Below are 17,021 nucleotides of genomic sequence, written 5' to 3'. Positions count from 1 at the left end.
CAGGTCGCAGTATTTCCAGAGAAGCCCACGGTCAGTCCCCTCTCCCAGTGGGAGAGGGTTAGGGTGAGGGCCTTTGCCGGATCAGGATCACGGTCTCAAGTCCTGCGCAGTCCGAATAATGCACTCCAGCACATCGCTCATCTGCTGAATCACCTCCAGATTACTGAACCGCACAACCCTGATCCCTTGCTCCTGCAGGTACTTGGTTCGACGCAGATCATGGATTCTTCCCGCCACCTCATAGTGCTGACCGCCATCCAGTTCAATGGCCAGTTTCAATTCGACGCAATAAAAATCCAGGACATAAGGCGGACATGGAAACTGTCGGCGGAATTTCAGATTGGCGATTTGCCGGGCACGCAGTTTTTGCCAGAGCAGGTGTTCGCAGTCGGTTTGGTGGGTGCGTAGATGGCGTGCGAATTGGCGTAGGGGGAGGGTGGGGTGGTTGGGCATGCTTCACGTCCTTGTGAAGGGGGATGGAGGTTTTACTTTAGTCAGGGATTTTTGCGTTCGCATTGGAAATGCAGCCCTCACCCCAGCCCTCTCCCGGAGGGAGAGGGGGCCGACCGAGGTGTCTGGCGCTTTACATCGACCTGAGAAATCGATTCGATTATGGATTTGCTACAAAATCTTCTGATCGTAGTATTTCGATAATGGATTTTGTACAGCGCGTTCAGGTCGCAGTCTTTCGATCGTGGATTCGGTACAGCTCGTTCAGGTCGCAGTCTTTCGATCGTGGATTCGGTACAGCTCGTTCAGGTCGCAGTCTTTCGATCATGGATTCGGTACAGCTCGTTCAGGTCGCAGTATTTCCAGAGAAACCCACGGTCAGTCCCCTCTCCCTTTGGGAGAGGGTTAGGGTGAGGGCCACTGCCGGATCAGGATTGCGATCTCAAATCCTGCGCAATAATGCTCTCCAACACATCGCTCATCTGCTGAACCATTGGCAGATTACTGATCCTTGCTCCCGCAAATATCGCAGCAAAAAAACTCTCAATACACGTCGCGACGATAGCGGCCCTGTTCGATCAATCGCTCCACTTCAGATGCACCCAGCACTTCGTTGAGCACCTGATCGACGCCAGAGGCCATGCCCTGAAGGCTGCCACAGATGTAGATCACCGCGCCGTCCGCCAGCCACTTTTTCAGCTCGTGCGCCGATTCGCGCAGGCGATCCTGCACATAGATTTTCTGCGCCTGATCCCGCGAGAACGCCAGGTCCAGACGCTCCAGGTCACCGGCAATCAACCATTCTTCCAGCTCGTTGCGGCACAAATAGTCGTGTTCGCGATTTCGCTCGCCGAAAAGCAGCCAATGCCGTTGCTGGCCATCGGCGATCCGCGCCTTGAGCAGGCTGCGCAACCCGGCCAGCCCTGTGCCGTTGCCCAGCAGAATCATTGGCACCGGTTCGACTGGCAGTTGGAAACCGCTATTGCGGCGTACGCGCAGGCTGATAGCGCTGCCCACAGGGGCATGTTCGGTCAGCCAGCCGGAGCCAACGCCGAGGCTGCCATCCGGGTGCACTTCCTGACGTACGATCAGCTCCAGCATACCGTCGGCCGGTATGGAGGCAATCGAGTACTCGCGCATGGCCAAAGGTACCAATGCGTCCGTCAGCGCTTGTGCGTGCAGGCCGACCAGGTGGCTGCGGTTATCCGGTAACTGGCGGCTGGCCAGGGCCTGTTCGAGGGTTTCTTCCAGGCCACCAACCTGCACCCGGGTTTCGCCGTGGATGCCCAGGCCGTCGAGGAAGTGTTCGATCGCCCACGGACAATTGCGTGGCAACACTTCCACCAGATCGCCGGCCAGCCAGCTGCTGCTGGTCGGGGCTTTAAGGCCCACCAGGTAGACGCTCGAACCACTGCTGTCGGGATTGAGTAGCTCGCGCCGGGCCAGCGTCCAATTGTCATAACTCGGTGCTTGCCAGGTGTCCACGGGCATCTGACCGGTCAACAATCCCAGTTGCTGCTGCCAGTGACGCAAGGCGTAAGGATCGCCGCTGTCGACTTCCACGGGGGTAAACAGGGTCTTGCCGCCGTGAGCACCCAGCCAGGTGTGCAGGCGTCTGGCGAATCCGCAGAAGTGTTGATACTGCCGGTCGCCCAGTCCGAGAACCGCATAGTTCAGGCGCTCAAGGCTCGGCGCACGACTCAATACCTTGCGCTCGAACCCCCTGGCGCTGTCCGGTGCTTCGCCGTCGCCGAAGGTGCTGACTACAAACAACGCATTACTGGAGTCATGCAAATCCTGCTCGCTGACCTCTGCCAGTGGCTGCACTTTCACCGGCAAGCCTGCGGCCTGCAACTGGCCTGCGGTCTGCCATGCCAGTTGCTCGGCAAAACCGCTCTGGCTGGCGAAGCCGATCAGCCACGCAGGGGCATCGCTGCCCGGTTGTACGAGACCGTTGCGGGTCGCCTTGATCTGGCGTTTTTTGCGGCGACGGTCCAGGTACAGCAGCCAGCCGGTGACGAAGAACAGCGGCATGGTCAGTGCGGTGATCGTCAGGATGATCCGTCCGACGATGCCGAAATAACTGCCGACGTGCAGGGCGTAGATACTGGTCAACAATTGATCCTTGAAGCTCTTGTCGCTGTAGCGCTCCACTCGTTTGACGACGCCGGTGGCCGGGTCCAGGGTGATCTGGTTCAGGGCGCGGTCGTGGGGCGATGTCTTTAGCAGGTAAAACACGGTCGCCGGTTGGCCAGCCACCGCTGGCATGCGAATGTTGTAGGAGCTGAGATGCGGACCGGCAGCGCTGTAGATGCTGCTCCACATCGCCGCGTAATCGGCCGTCGGTGCCGGACCTTGCGGCGCAGGGCCTCGCCCGCCGCGCACACGTTCGTTCTGCGGTGAATCGGACAGCAGACGGGTCAGGCCTTTGTTGTACCACTCATAGGACCACGACAGCCCGGTCAGCGCCGCCAACAGGTAAAACACCATGCACCAGGTGCCGGCGATCGAGTGCAGGTCCCAGTTGAAGCTTCGACCCTTTTTCTTCCAGTCCATGGTCAGCCAGGCGCGCCAGCTTTTCCACTGGCGCGGCCAGCGCAAATAGAGGCCGGACAGGCAGAAAAACACCAGGATCAGCGTGCATGCGCCAGTGATCTGCCGGCCGCTGTCGCCCATGGCCAGGAAGCGGTGCAGTTTCAGCATCAAGCCGAAGAAATCCTGACCCGTGGCGTCGCCAAGGAACTGGGCGGTGTACGGATTGAAGTAACGCATTTCGCCTCGGCGTTCACCCGGTGGCGGGGTAAACCACACTCGGGACGCATCGCTGCTATCACTTTCGACGGTCAGCATCGAGACTTTCTTGCCGGATGCGGCTTCGATGCGCTCTACCAGTTCGGCAGGCGGCAACACACCGGCTACCTGTTTTTCGACCTGTAGCACCGAAGGATTGAGTGCGCTCAGGATCTCGTCCTGAAACGACACCGTCGCTCCGGTAATGCCCATCAGGGCCAGGACCAGCCCGGCGCTGATGCCGAAAAACCAGTGCAACTGGAACAGGGTTTTCTTCAACACATCGCTCGCCTTGTTCGTTCGAAATGGATCACCACGGCGCGCATTATGCCGTGAGTTGTCGAGAAGCATTCTTTCTTACGTACAAAAGCCCCGTTCATCTGGATGAACGGGGCCTGGTCCCTGCAGGAGCTGGCGAAGCCTGCGGTCTTTTGATCCTGGCGATTTCGGATGCGCCAAAAAAACAGAATCAACAGCTCGCAGCCAACGCCAACTCCTCCACTCGCATCAGAAGTGGAAGTTGGTACTCAGCAAGGCAGTACGACCGGCCGCCTGATTGGCGAAGTGAGTCGAGAACGCTTTGTCGTAGTAGGTTTCATCGGTCAGGTTCTGCACGTTCAGTTGCAGGTCGACGTTTTTGGTCAGCTTGTAGGCCGCCATCGCGTCGTAACGAACGTAGGATTCAACCATGGTGGTGTTGGCCACGCTGCCGAACACGTCGTCAACATAGAATGCACCGCCACCGATGGTCAGCTTCGGCGTGACTTGGTAAGTCGTCCACAGGCTGGCGCTGTTTTCCGGCGTATTGGGCAGTTGATTGCCGTCGTTGGCCGCGCCCAGCGGGCCGCCATCGATCTGCTCGCTGTCCATGAAGGCATAGCCGGCGAACACTTGCCATTTATCGGTGAGCTTGCCGGTAGCCGACAGTTCGACACCTTGAACGCGGGTCTTGCCGACGTTTTCGTAGGTGGTGGTGTTGGTCTGCACCCGGGCGTTGTCTTTCTCGGTGCGGAAGATGTCGGCGGTCAAGGACAGACGATCATCGAGCAGATCCCACTTGGTACCGATTTCGTAGTTCTTGGTGGTTTCCGGTTCCATGTCGCTGCTCAGCAGGTTGCCGCTGCGATCAGGCGTGCCACCCAAAGGGTTGCCTTCCGAACCTTCACCGAGGGTGTTGCCCGGTGGTGTGGCGGAAGTTGCGTAGGAGGCATAAATGCTGCCGTTCTCGGCCGGCTTGTAAACCACACCGAACTGGCCGGTGACGAACTCACTGACGTCATCGCCCTTGGCGGTGGTGGTGCCGGAAGCGTTGAACGTTTTGTAGTCAGTGTCGAAATGGTCGTAGCGCAGCCCCATGTTCACCAGCCACTGCTCGGACAACTCCAGGGTGTCGAACACATACAGCGCATAGGTATCGGCGTTGGTGTCGGTGCCGGCGTAGTTACGCGAGATCGCACCGTTCCATGGGTCGTTCGGCGTCGGATTGGACAGCGAGGTGCAGTTGTAGCCGCTTGGCGTGCCGATCAGTGCAGGCGAGCAGTTGGTGGTCGCTGCCGCAGTTCCCGGTGTGGTATCGGTGTTGACGTTGTACGAGGACTTTTCACTTTCCTCATGGGTGTACTCGATACCGGTGGCGAAGCTGTTCTTGAAGCCGGCGATGTAGATATCACCAAACAGGTCGGTCTGGTTGGTTGTGGTTTCGGTATTGCTGACGCGGGTGTTGGCCCGACGCCAGACGCTGCCATTGTTGACGTTGCCCTTGCTGTCGTCCGGCTGGGTCAGGATGTAATCCTGCATGCTGCTGCCGTGACGCAGGGTGTTCTTGACGGTCAGCGCATCGCTCAGATCATGCTCGACGGCGAAGGTCGCGGTGTCGGTGCGGGTCTTGCGAAAGTCACGATCGGTCAGGCCATAGAAGTTGCTGCTGTCGCCACCATCGTTCGGCTTGTCCGGGTTGCCCTTGGTACGGGCAGCGGAGCCTGCGGCCGGGATCGAGTAAGGAATACCCGAGTCCGGCGTGTCGTTGCTTTCGAGGTGGTAGTAGTCGAGGTTGACGCGGGTGTCGGTGCCCAGGCCGAAGGCCAGCGACGGTGCCACGCCCCAGCGGTCGTAATCGACGCTGTCACGACCGGCGACGTTGCTCTCGTGGCTCATCAGGTTCAGACGGCCGGCGGTGGTGTCATTGAGCTGATAGTTGCCGTCCATTGTGTAACGCTGGGTCTGATCCGAACCCCAGGTAAAACCACCGTCGAACGAGTCGCCCAGGTGGGCTTTTTTGCTCACCAGGTTGATGCTGCCGCCGGCCGCGCCGCGCCCGCCAATGGCTGAGTTCGGGCCTTTGCTGACTTCGATCGATTCGACGGCGAAGATCTCGCGGCTTTGCGAACCGGTATCGCGCACGCCGTCCAGGTAGGTATCACCCTGGGCATCGAAGCCGCGAATGAACGGACGGTCGCCTTGTGGGTTGCCGCCTTCGCCGGCGCCGAAGGTAATGCCGGGAACGGTGCGCAGGGCATCCTGCATGTTCAGGGCGCCAGTGTCCTTGAGGACTTGCTGTGGAATCACCGTGATCGAACGCGGTGTGTCCACCAGTGGCGCGGTGTACTTGGGCGAGGAGGCTTTCTCCACGTTATAGGAAGTCTCGTCCTGGGCTTCGCCGGTGATGGCGGTCGCACCCAGTGAAATCACATTGCCCGGAGCTTTTTCGTCGGCTTTTTCCGCCGCGAAAACCATGTGACCCGCAGAGCCGGCAGTAATCGCCATGCCAATGGCCGATGCGAGCAAACGTGGCGAACTGACCGGTAATTGTGGTTGTTGACGTGACATTTGAATTCCCCTCCCCAAGGATTTGAGGCCGCGGAATATAGGGTAAACAGGTATTTGTATCAATTGCGAAATATTGTTATTCGCACTTAATTTACATTCTTTACAATTTAACCTTACGGTTTTTGCTGACTCATTCGTCTGTCGGGTTTTACACAGGCAATAAGAATCAATACCATTGCCATCCCTTTGCCTTCAGGTGTCTCTGCCATGCTGCTGCACATTCCCGGCTTGTTCGAAAAAGAAGAAGTGCGGCGCATTCGTGAAGCGCTGGAACAGGCCGACTGGGCGGACGGCAAGATCACCGCCGGCTTCCAGTCGGCCAAGGCCAAGCACAACCTGCAATTACCGGAAGGTCATCCTCTGGCCAAGGAAATCGGCGCGGCGATGCTGGAGCGGTTGTGGAAAAACCCGCTGTTCATGTCGGCCGCACTGCCGCACAAAGTCTTTCCACCACTGCTGAACTGTTACACCGCCGGTGGCAGTTTCGACTTTCATGTCGACAACGCAGTGCGCCAGCCCAAGGGCGGCATCGAGCGAGTGCGCACTGACCTGTCGGCCACACTGTTTTTCAGTGAGCCGCAGGATTACGACGGCGGTGAGCTGGTAATCCAGGACACCTACGGCACGCAACAGGTAAAGCTGCCCGCCGGTGACATGGTGTTGTATCCCGGGACCAGTCTGCACAAGGTCAACGCGGTCACTCGCGGCACGCGCTACGCCTCGTTTTTCTGGACCCAGAGCCTGGTGCGCGAAGATAGCCAGCGCGCCTTGCTGTTCGAGATGGATGGGGCGATTCAGCAGCTGACCCAGGACATGCCTGATCACCCTTCGCTGATCCGCCTGACGGGGACGTATCACAACTTGCTGCGGCGTTGGGTCGAGGTATGAGTTTTCAACTGCGACGCGAAGAAGTGCTCAGCGGTGACCAGCTAAAAGCCATGCTGCAAGAGAGTCCCGCACGCGCGGCCCAGGCGGTGCTGATTGCGGCCGGCGAAGGGGTACTCGATGCTCAGGCGCTGCTAGGGCAAATCCTGCTGGACGGACAGGGCATCGAGCAGGATCAGCCGCTGGCGCTGCGCTGGTTCGGGATCGCCGCCCGGCGTGGGCACATGATGGCGCGCAACATGCTCGGTCGTTGTCATGAACATGGCTGGGGCTGTGAGGCCGATGCTGCCATCGCTGCGGGGCATTATCGGATCGCCGCCGAGGCCGGCCTGGATTGGGCGATGTACAACTACGCCAACTTGCTGGCGACCGGGCGCGGGGTGGCTGAGAATCAGCGGCAAGCGCTGAATCTCTATCGCCGCGCGGCTGAACTGGGCCACGCGAAATCGATGAATCTGCTGGGGCGCTACCTGGAAGAAGGGCTGGTCTGCCCGAAAGACCTGCCAGCGGCGCACGGTTGGTATGGGCGTTCGGCTGAGGGTGGGGACTTTCGCGGGCAGTTCAGCCATGCAGCAGTGCTGGCGGATCAGGGGAATATCGACGAGGCATTGCAATGGCTGCGCAGGGCGCTGACCGGCGGCAATCTGAATTTCCTGCGGGTCGCGAGCAAAGCATTGTTGGACGCAACCGATCCGCAGATTCGCGCGTTGGCACCTGCGTACGCCCAACGCCTCGCCGAACTCGAACAGGTACTCACACCTCTGTAGGAGCCGGCTTGCTGGCGATCCAGGCACCGCGGTTCATCAGACGTTAATCGCCAGCAAGCCGGCTCCTGCAGATCACCGACAAAAAAGCCCATGACAGGTCATGGGCTTTTTGATTTCTGCGTGCAGTAATTACACGTAGAACGACTTCAGCGGCGGGAAGCCATTGAATTCAACAGCGCTATAGCTGGTGGTGTACGCACCGGTCGACAGCCAGTACAGGCGATCACCGATGGCCAGGTTCAATGGCAGGCCGTACTTGTAGTTCTCGTACATGATGTCGGCGCTGTCGCAGGTTGGGCCGGCGATGACCACTTCTTCCATCTCGCCTTTCTTCTCGGTCCAGATCGGGAACTTGATGGCTTCGTCCATGGTTTCGATCAGGCCGGAGAACTTGCCCACATCCGTGTACACCCAACGCTCTACGGCGGTACGGGATTTACGCGCGACCAGCACCACTTCGCTGACCAGGATGCCGGCGTTGGCAATCAGCGAACGGCCCGGTTCCAGGATGATTTCCGGCAGGTCGTCGCCGAAGTCTTCCTTGAGGAAGCGGATGATTTCTTCGGCGTAGGTTTCCAGGCTGTTGGTGCGGGTGATGTAGTTGGCCGGGAAGCCACCGCCCATGTTGATCAGCTTCAGTTCGATGCCGTCTTCTTCTTTCAAGCGCTCGAAGATCACTTTGACCTTGGCGATCGCCGCGTCCCAGACGCTGATGTCACGCTGTTGCGAGCCGACGTGGAAGGAGATGCCGTAAGGCACCAGGCCCAGGTCGCGGGCGAGGATCAGCAGGTCCATGGCCATGTCGGTCTGGCAGCCGAATTTGCGCGACAACGGCCAGTCGGCGGTGGTCGAGCCTTCGGTCAGGATACGCACGTAGACTTTCGAGCCCGGCGCAGCCTTGGCGATGTTGCGCAGGTCGGCTTCGGAGTCGGTGGCATACAGACGCACGCCCTTCTCGTAGAAGTAGCGGATGTCCTTGGATTTCTTGATGGTGTTGCCATAGCTGATCTGGTCGGCGCTGACGCCACGGCCCAGCACTTTGTCCAGCTCGTAGATCGAGGCGATGTCGAAGCTCGAGCCTTTCTCTTTGAGCAGGTCGATGATCTCGACGGCCGGGTTGGCCTTGACCGCGTAGTAGACCTTGGCGAATTCGAAACCGGCGCGCAGGTCGTCATAGGCCTGGCTGATCATCGCGGTGTCGATCACCACGAACGGGGTTTCCTGCTTGTCGGCGAACGCCTTCATTTTCTGAAAGGTTTCGCGCGCGAAATAGTCTTCGACCTGGATCGACATACCTGGGAGCTCCTACTGGCAAACGTTAGTAATCAATGGGTGCAAATGAACGTCCTCCGTATCCCCACTTTGGTTCGCCTACTTCCCAAGGCATGTCGCCGAAAGCAAAAAGGCCATGGGAAGCGCTGCTTTCCCTTGGCCTTGCTGTCTCGTCGTCAGTACTTGAGCCGGATGGATCGTTTCCAGCATGGACGTTCGGCGCGAACTTTAGGGCGTGAGGGGCTTGAGATCAACAAAAAATGTCGCGTTTTTGCACACTTCCGTCGTGCGGCCCCTGACAGGTACTGATGTAACCGACCTGTGTGACGGTGTGATGTTCCCGTTGCAGGAAGAATTGAGGTGTTTCAGGGGGATTTTTGGTGTGCCATTCGCGAGCAAGCCCGCTCCCACATTTCGACCACATTTCCAATGAGTTAACTCGGTTGAGTGTGGGAGCGGGCTTGCTCGCGAAGGCGTCAGATCAGGCGACAGCAGTCTCTGCTGGCGAAACAATACTGGTCTTGCCTCCACGTGACTTGCCAGAGCTCAAATATTCGGCAATCGACTCCTGGGTCACTTCCCCAAGAAACACCCGTTCCGCATCCATCACCGGCAGCCACGACCGATTGAATTCATACATCCGCGACAACAGGATGCGCAGATGCTCGTCATAGGCGGCCGTAGCGTTGAACTCGCGCAAGTACTGAGCACAGGTGCCGGCCTGACGGTGCAAGTCGCGACGACGCACGTAGCCCAAAGCCTTGTTCTCGGCGCAGGTCACCACCACATAACGCCGGTCATGCTCGTCCATCAACTCCAGCGCATCGGCCACCGGGGTTTCCGGGCTGACCGAAGGGGCGTTGTCTGCCGCATCTTCGGCCTTGACCAGCAACAGACGTTTGAGCGTGCTGTCCTGGCCGACGAAGTTGCTGACAAACTCATCCGCCGGATGCGCGAGCAGGGTATCTGGATGATCGATTTGCAACAGTTTGCCGGCGCGGAAGATCGCGATCTTGTCGCCCAGCTTGATGGCTTCGTCTATGTCGTGGCTGACCATGATCACGGTCTTGTTTAGCGCGCGCTGCATCTCGAAGAACTCGTTCTGGATCATCTCGCGGTTGATCGGGTCGACCGCGCCGAACGGCTCGTCCATCAGCAGCAACGGCGCATCCGCCGCCAGCGCCCGGATCACGCCGATGCGCTGCTGCTGGCCACCGGACAGTTCCCGTGGGTAGCGATGCAGGTATTGCTTGGGTTCGAGCTTGATCATGCTCATCAACTCGCGGGCGCGGTCGTGGCATTTCTGTTTGTCCCAGCCGAGCAGTTTCGGCACCACCACGATGTTTTCCTCGATGGTCATGTTCGGAAACAGACCGATCTGCTGGATCACATAACCGATGTTGCGGCGCAGGGTCACCTCGTCGAGGCCGGTGGTGTCTTCGCCGTTGATGAGGATCTTGCCCGAGGTCGGCTTGATCAGGCGGTTGATCATTTTCAGCGTTGTGCTTTTGCCGCAACCGGACGGGCCGAGGAACACGCAGATTTCGCCTTCATTGACGGTCAGGCTCACCGAGTCCACGGCTTTCACGTCTTTGCCGTTGCTTTGGAAGGTCTTGCTGAGGTTTTGAAGTTCGATCATTTGAGCAGTCCTTTTGGAGTCAGCGAGCGTTGCAGCCATTGCAGAAGCAGGTCGGCGAAGATGGCCAGCAGACTGACCAGCACCGCGCCGACGATCAGCATCGACATGTCGCTGCGGCTGATGGAAGCGAGAATGAGTACACCGAGGCCGCCGGCGCCAATGGTCGCGGCGATGGTCATGACACCGATGTTCATGACCACGGCGGTACGCACGCCGGCGAGGATTACCGGTACGGCGATGGGCAGTTCGACCATGCGCAGGCGCTGGCCGAAGGTCATGCCGATGCCGCGTGCGGCTTCGCGAATACCTGGCTCGACGTTGGTCAGCGCCAGGTAGGTGTTACGCATGATCGGCAGCAGCGAGTACAGGAACACCGCGGTAATCGCCGGCATCGGCCCCAGACCCTGGCCGAACTTGGAGTAGAACGGCAGTAGCAGGCCGAACAGGGCAATCGACGGCACGGTCAGCAATACGGTGGCGCTGGCTTGCAACGGACCGGCGAGGCTCGGGAAGCGGGTCATCAGGATGCCCAGCGGCACGCCAACCAGAATCGCCAGGGTCACGGCGACCCCGACCAGCGTGATGTGCTGCCAGGTCAGGTGAAGCACTTGCGCCCAGTCGAGATGGGAAAAGGCATTGAGAAAATCCATGTCGTCTCCTTCTCAGTTCAGTGGGTGTTGGCGCAGGAAATCGGCGGCAACGGATGAAGGGCTTTGGTGATCGACATCGACCCGCGCATTGAGCCGGCGCATGGTTTCGTCATCGAAAAGGTCGGCCAGCGGCTTGAGTTGCGCGGCCAGTTGCGGGTGCGCGTCGAGATACTCCTGACGCACCACCGGTGCGGCGGTGTAGTCGGGGAAGTAGTGTTTGTCGTCTTCCAGCAACTTGAGCTTGAAGGCGTTCAAGCGTCCGTCGGTTGTGTAGACCAGACCGGCAAACACCTGGCCATTGCGCAGGGCGGTGTAGACCAGACCCGCGTCCATTTGACGGATGTTGCGGCGGGTCAGGTCCATGTCGTAGAGCTTGACCATGCCGGCCAGGCCGTCGGAGCGGTTGGCGAACTCGGTGTCCAGCGCCACCAGCGGATTGTTCTTGGCTTCGTCGCGCAAGGCCCGGTCAAGGTCACTGATGGTGTGGATCTGCGGGTACTGGGCCGCGATTTTTTCCGGCAGTGCCAAGGCGTAGGTGTTGCTGAATTTCGACGGTGGGAGCCAGGTCAGGCCTTTCTTCGCATCCAGCTCGGTGACTCGTGCCAGTGACTGCTGGCTGTCGAGTTTTTCGGTGACGTGGTTATAGGAAACCAGCGATGTGCCGGTGTACTCCCAGATCATGTCCAGTTGTCCGCTTTCCTGTGCGCTGCGGGCCAGGTTACTGCCCAGTCCACCAGTGATCTGGGCGTCGTAGCCTTTGGTACGCAGGTATTGAGCGGTGATTTCCGCGAGCAGGGTTTGTTCGGTGAACACCCGGGCGCCGATGCGGATCACCGGTTTTTCCGCGGCTTGGGCAAATCCTGCGAACAGCAGAACGCAGCCTAGTAAAAAGCTTGATGTTTTCATGATGATTCCTTTGCCGAGGCTTAAGACGGGCGCAAGCCGCGTTCGAGCCAGACTCGGCTGGCAAGTGTCACCAGACCGTCGAGCAGCAGTGCAAGCAGGGCGGTACAGGCCGCGCCGAGCAGCAATTGCGGCTGATTGTTCAGGGCGATGCCGGGGAAGATCAGGCTGCCCAGGCTGTTGGCACCGATCAGGAACGCCAGCGGCGCCGTCCCGACATTGATCGCCAGCGCCACGCGCACGCCACCGATGATGATCGGCACGGCGTTGGGCAATTCGACTTTCCACAGCACCTGGCGTGGGGTCATGCCGATGCCGACGGCGGCTTCCTTGAGCGAACCCTGGACGTTTTTCAAGCCTTCATAGGTGTTGCGCACGATGGGCAGCAGGGAGGCCAGGAACAGGGCGAAAATTGCCGGACCGCTGCCAATGCCGAGGATGCCCAAGGCAATGGCCAGTACGGCGAGAGGCGGCACGGTGTTGCCGATGTTGAAGAACTGCATGAAGCGTTCGGCGCGGCCGACCATGGTCGGGCGGCTGAGGAGGATACCGGCAGGAATGCCCACGACGAGGGCGGCCAGCATGGACGCGAGGACGAGAATCAAATGAGCTTGCAGGTAAAACAATAAATCTTCGCGGTAGTGTTCGATCGTGTTGATGCCGATCCAGTTGATCAGCAGGGCCAGAAGGGCGATTACCAGCGCGCCTCCTATCAGCCCTTTGCCATAGTGGATAGCCACAGGCGGACTCCTTTTTTTCAGTCGGCGAACACTTTCTCGTGTGGCAACGCCATGCCTGGCTGCCGAAAAAGTGATCGCGATAAGCAGCTCATGCCGAGCGCATTCCACTGTAGGAGCGAGCATGCTCGCAAAAACGTCCGGACAACGCGTACCTTCAGGTACCCAGCGTTATCGTTGGCGTCCATCGCGAGCGTGCTCGCTCCTACAGGGGGAGAGCGCACGGCTTTTTGAGCCATGAGCACAGCCTCGTCAGGCTGAATTGCGGGTGTTTCAGGCCCCCGACGAGTGGTCGTAGCAGGGGAGTGGACGCCTCCACCTTTTAAAAGGTTCCATAATTTGCAGCCTTTGGCCACCCTTAATGACCACTCGCATACCCGTAGGAGCCGGCTTGCTGGCGATGGCATCCCCGCGGTCTGTCAGTTACACCGAGATGGTGCCATCGCCAGTAAGCCAGCTCCTGCAAGGGGCTCTGTTGGTCGCCGCGGTGGTCCGGGGCGGTCCCTTTGCGCTATACTCGCCGCCCTTTTTTGAATCACCTGCCAGGCGATTTCCCATGACCAAACAGGCCGCCGAAGTCGCGAAACGCCGCACTTTCGCCATTATTTCCCACCCCGATGCCGGTAAGACCACCATCACCGAGAAGCTCTTGCTGATGGGCAAGGCGATTGCGGTTGCCGGTACGGTGAAATCTCGTAAGTCCGACCGCCATGCCACCTCCGACTGGATGGAAATGGAAAAGCAGCGTGGTATTTCCATTACCACGTCGGTCATGCAGTTCCCGTATCGCGAACACATGATCAACCTGCTCGACACCCCGGGCCACGAAGACTTCTCCGAAGATACCTACCGCACCCTGACGGCAGTGGACTCGGCATTGATGGTTCTCGACGGCGGTAAGGGTGTAGAGCCACGGACCATCGCCCTGATGGACGTTTGCCGTCTGCGTGATACGCCGATCGTCAGCTTCATCAACAAACTCGACCGTGACATCCGCGACCCGATCGAGCTGCTCGATGAAATCGAAGCGGTCCTGAAGATCAAGGCAGCGCCGATCACCTGGCCGATCGGTTGCTACCGCGATTTCAAAGGCGTGTATCACCTCGCCGACGACTACATCATCGTGTACACCGCCGGTCACGGCCACGAGCGCACCGAAACCAAAATCATCGAGAAGCTTGATTCCGATGAAGCCCGCGCCCACCTGGGCGACGAGTACGAGCGCTTCATCGAACAGCTGGAACTGGTGCAGGGTGCCTGCCACGAGTTCAACCAGCAGGAATTCCTCGATGGCCAACTGACCCCGGTGTTCTTCGGTACCGCTCTGGGCAACTTCGGTGTCGACCACGTCCTCGACGCCGTCGTTGATTGGGCGCCGCGCCCGCTGGCCCGTGTGGCCAACGAGCGCACCGTGGAGCCGGTGGAAGAGAAGTTCTCGGGCTTCATCTTCAAGATCCAGGCAAACATGGACCCCAAGCACCGCGACCGTATCGCCTTCATGCGTATCTGCTCCGGCAAGTACGAAAAAGGCATGAAGATGCGCCACGTGCGCACCGGCAAGGACGTACGCATCGGCGATGCCCTGACCTTCTTCTCCTCCGAGCGTGAGCAACTGGAAGAGGCGTTTGCCGGCGACATCATCGGTCTGCACAACCATGGCACCATCCAGATCGGCGACACCTTCAGCGAAGGCGAAGTCCTGGGCTTCACCGGCATCCCGCACTTCGCCCCGGAATTGTTCCGCCGCGTGCGCCTGAAGGACCCGCTGAAATCCAAGCAACTGCGCCAGGGCCTGCAGCAGTTGGCCGAAGAAGGCGCGACCCAGGTGTTCTTCCCCGAGCGCAGCAACGACATCATCCTCGGCGCCGTCGGTGTGCTGCAGTTCGATGTGGTCGCCAGCCGCCTGAAAGAGGAATACAAGGTCGAATGCTCCTACGAGCCGATCACTGTCTACTCTGCGCGCTGGATCGAATGCAGCGACAAGAAGAAGCTTGAGGAATTCTCCAACAAGGCCGTGGAAAACCTCGCGCTGGACGGCGGCGGCCACCTGACTTACCTGGCGCCTACGCGGGTCAATCTGGCGCTGATGGAAGAGCGCTGGCCGGACGTGAAATTCCGTGCGACGCGTGAGCATCACTAAGCGTTAGCCGCGATACCCGAAACCCCGTTGCGAAAGCTTCGGGGTTTTTTGTAGCCGATACTATTCTCTGTAGGAGCGAGCATGCTCGCGAAAAATTCAGACTCACCGTGTTAATTCAGAATGCCCGCGTTACCGTTGATGACCATCTTCGCGATGCTGCCCGTAGCAAGCTCGCGACTCGAATCAATGCACCTGACCGCAGGACGGATCACGTTTGTGAACCAGGATCTCATTGTCCTTGCTGATGGACTGCAGGATATTGTGACCTACGAGACCTGTCATCTGGCCCTCCTGTGAATACGTCACCTCCACATGTCCCCCGCCAAAATACTCCACGCGATAAATACGCAACTGATCCACGGTTCGTATCGCGAAGGATTCCAAATTCGAGTAGCTCTTCGATCCCTACTGATTTAGGGGCGATATTCTCGATCGTGATATCCCCCGCCTCATGCAGGAACACTATTGCCCCGTCCGGGCGATTAAATTTCACGCCACCCCCTACCTTTTCCACCACGCCGCCAGACACCTTGGCGCCAACGAAGTTACCTTCGTGTTCTACCAGAACATAGCCATCGCTTGATGCCGTTTCAGCTCCTTGTGGGACTGCCTCAAACTCTACGTTGATTTTGCCTGGTTTTAAGTTTGGTCATTTTTTTGCTCCTTGCAGTTGTTGGATTAGCGATCTGAATAATTAATAGTCAGCGGTCGTAGCGTTCGTAAAATTCGACATTCATTTGAAGTAGCTTGTCCCGCTCGGAATTTAACTGATAAAATTTGTTGTGGGAGTAAAGGTAAGTTTGATATTTGCCCCTGAATATAAATGCATCCAGCGATGCTTTGCCAGGAAAACGAGCCACTCCATTTTCATGCAAAACAAAAATATCGTCACCTATCGATCCAATTATTCCATGGTGCAAGCTACCATTTTTGGACTTGTCAAGTTTAGGTGCACAGCTTATTCCTTTTTCCGGACATTTAACCGGACTAAATATACGTAATTTGTTTGGCTCAATGTTCCCGATAGGCTCCCATCTAAAAAATAAAATCCCTGCACTCTGCGATATGGTGATTTCTTTCCACGTTTCATCATTACCAAATGGAAAAATAATCGAAAATGCATTAGGGTCGGCACCTTTGATTTTTTTATTTTTGAAGTAAACAGATTTTTTATCTTTTGCGTAATACGCAAATTGATCAGACTGCCAATCATCTAGCGTATACATCGGGTTCACCAGACCTTGGAATGCAGGTGAATATGCTGCAGCCTTTAAAAGTTCGCGTGTTTCGATTAATTCAGTGCCGTCTGTCGCTAATCTGAGGCATCTCCACATACCAGCGTCGATAAACGCTGTCATCGCACCCACATAACAGCTCGTGGTCTTCGTCGTTTTTTCCATCCAATAGACCTGTCCCCGCTTCACAACGTACTTACTAAAAACGGGCCGCAAATCAGGAGTGCATTTACCCCGTGAGCCATTAGTGTATTCGTAGCAGACTTTACGGTCGTAACGCTCCCAGTCATTAGGATCAGGGGGAATAAGGTAGGGATCGCTGCATCCTGCCAACGCTCCGCCGCAAATGCACAGCAGCAAATTTTTAAGTTTCACCAAACAATCTCCATTCGATACTTTCCTCCAGGACGGTAATCCGATTGGCGCGCAAGAAGCGACTATGGCTACGCCAGACGTTCAATGTCGATGTCATTTCGCCTTTATGAAATGTCGGATCGTGTCGAGTCTCGATTTCGCGTTTTCCTTTTCGTGCCGAGGTCTGAGCATAGGAACTCCTGTAGTGGTTCACTTGGGTCTGCCTCAAACTTGGTCATGCGCTGCTCTTGTGGTTGCCCGAATTGGCGTTAATTTGTCAGGCTCTTGCTACCGATCAACCGCCGAGCGCCTCGACTGATCATCGGATCAGAAATGCTCAGGCTTCACCGAACAATATCCATTCGATGTTTTC

The 17,021-nt window shown here is 57.9% G+C and carries 12 protein-coding genes; 3 read left to right on the top strand and 9 right to left on the bottom strand.

All coding sequences use genetic code 11. The features are described 5' to 3' along the window. Positions 1-87 precede the first annotated feature (87 nt). The 3 genes from AC07OG_RS22320 to AC07OG_RS22310 form a co-directional block, all read right to left on the bottom strand. Positions 88-453, bottom strand: coding sequence for an endonuclease domain-containing protein (locus AC07OG_RS22320; RefSeq protein WP_495068124.1), 366 nt, complete (start codon positions 451-453; stop codon positions 88-90). Positions 454-993: 540 nt separating this feature from the next. After that, positions 994-3,522 carry a PepSY domain-containing protein gene (locus AC07OG_RS22315; RefSeq protein WP_495068123.1) on the bottom strand — a complete coding sequence of 843 codons (2,529 nt, stop codon included), beginning with the start codon at positions 3,520-3,522 and terminating at the stop codon, positions 994-996. Between the two features lie 225 nt (positions 3,523-3,747). Continuing rightward, positions 3,748-6,066, bottom strand: coding sequence for a TonB-dependent receptor (locus AC07OG_RS22310; protein WP_495068122.1), 2,319 nt, complete (start codon positions 6,064-6,066; stop codon positions 3,748-3,750). Between the two features lie 207 nt (positions 6,067-6,273). Between AC07OG_RS22310 and AC07OG_RS22305 the strand changes: the two genes are divergently transcribed. Both AC07OG_RS22305 and AC07OG_RS22300 read left to right on the top strand, forming a co-directional pair. Then, a complete protein-coding gene (locus AC07OG_RS22305; protein ID WP_495068121.1) occupies positions 6,274-6,954 on the top strand; it encodes a Fe2+-dependent dioxygenase in 681 nt (226 codons plus the stop codon). Next, a complete protein-coding gene (locus AC07OG_RS22300; protein ID WP_495068120.1) occupies positions 6,951-7,718 on the top strand; it encodes a tetratricopeptide repeat protein in 768 nt (255 codons plus the stop codon). The genes AC07OG_RS22305 and AC07OG_RS22300 overlap by 4 nt, the downstream gene beginning before the upstream one ends. 129 nt (positions 7,719-7,847) lie before the next feature. On the opposite strand, the gene AC07OG_RS22295 is transcribed toward AC07OG_RS22300, so the two are convergent. The 5 genes from AC07OG_RS22295 to AC07OG_RS22275 all read right to left on the bottom strand — a co-directional run bounded on the left by AC07OG_RS22295 (position 7,848) and on the right by AC07OG_RS22275 (position 12,922). After that, positions 7,848-9,011, bottom strand: a complete 1,164-nt coding sequence (locus tag AC07OG_RS22295) for a type III PLP-dependent enzyme (protein WP_060541221.1) — start codon at positions 9,009-9,011, stop codon at positions 7,848-7,850. A 460-nt stretch (positions 9,012-9,471) separates the two neighbouring features. Next, a complete protein-coding gene (locus AC07OG_RS22290) occupies positions 9,472-10,629 on the bottom strand; it encodes an osmoprotectant ABC transporter ATP-binding protein OsmV (protein ID WP_060541682.1) in 1,158 nt (385 codons plus the stop codon). Further along, entirely contained in the window at positions 10,626-11,279 is a 654-nt protein-coding gene (locus AC07OG_RS22285) for an ABC transporter permease (protein WP_495068119.1), read from the bottom strand. Before AC07OG_RS22285 ends, AC07OG_RS22290 begins: the two co-directional genes overlap by 4 nt. 12 nt (positions 11,280-11,291) lie before the next feature. After that, positions 11,292-12,185, bottom strand: a complete 894-nt coding sequence (locus AC07OG_RS22280; RefSeq protein ID WP_495068118.1) for a glycine betaine ABC transporter substrate-binding protein — start codon at positions 12,183-12,185, stop codon at positions 11,292-11,294. 20 nt (positions 12,186-12,205) lie between these two features. Continuing rightward, positions 12,206-12,922 carry an ABC transporter permease gene (locus AC07OG_RS22275; protein WP_495068117.1) on the bottom strand — a complete coding sequence of 239 codons (717 nt, stop codon included), beginning with the start codon at positions 12,920-12,922 and terminating at the stop codon, positions 12,206-12,208. A gap of 553 nt (positions 12,923-13,475) precedes the next feature. Here AC07OG_RS22275 and AC07OG_RS22270 point away from each other — a divergent pair. Next, on the top strand, positions 13,476-15,059 hold the full coding sequence (locus AC07OG_RS22270) for a peptide chain release factor 3 (RefSeq protein ID WP_060541686.1): 1,584 nt from the start codon (positions 13,476-13,478) through the stop codon (positions 15,057-15,059). Between the two features lie 701 nt (positions 15,060-15,760). On the opposite strand, the gene AC07OG_RS22265 is transcribed toward AC07OG_RS22270, so the two are convergent. After that, positions 15,761-16,669, bottom strand: coding sequence for a DKNYY domain-containing protein (locus AC07OG_RS22265; protein ID WP_495068116.1), 909 nt, complete (start codon positions 16,667-16,669; stop codon positions 15,761-15,763). Positions 16,670-17,021: the final 352 nt, after the last annotated feature.

The sequence above is a fragment of the Pseudomonas sp. GW821-FHT09H03 genome (assembly GCF_059415945.1).
Note: the sequence above shows the minus strand (reverse complement) of the source record. Positions and strands in the feature narration are given on the sequence as shown.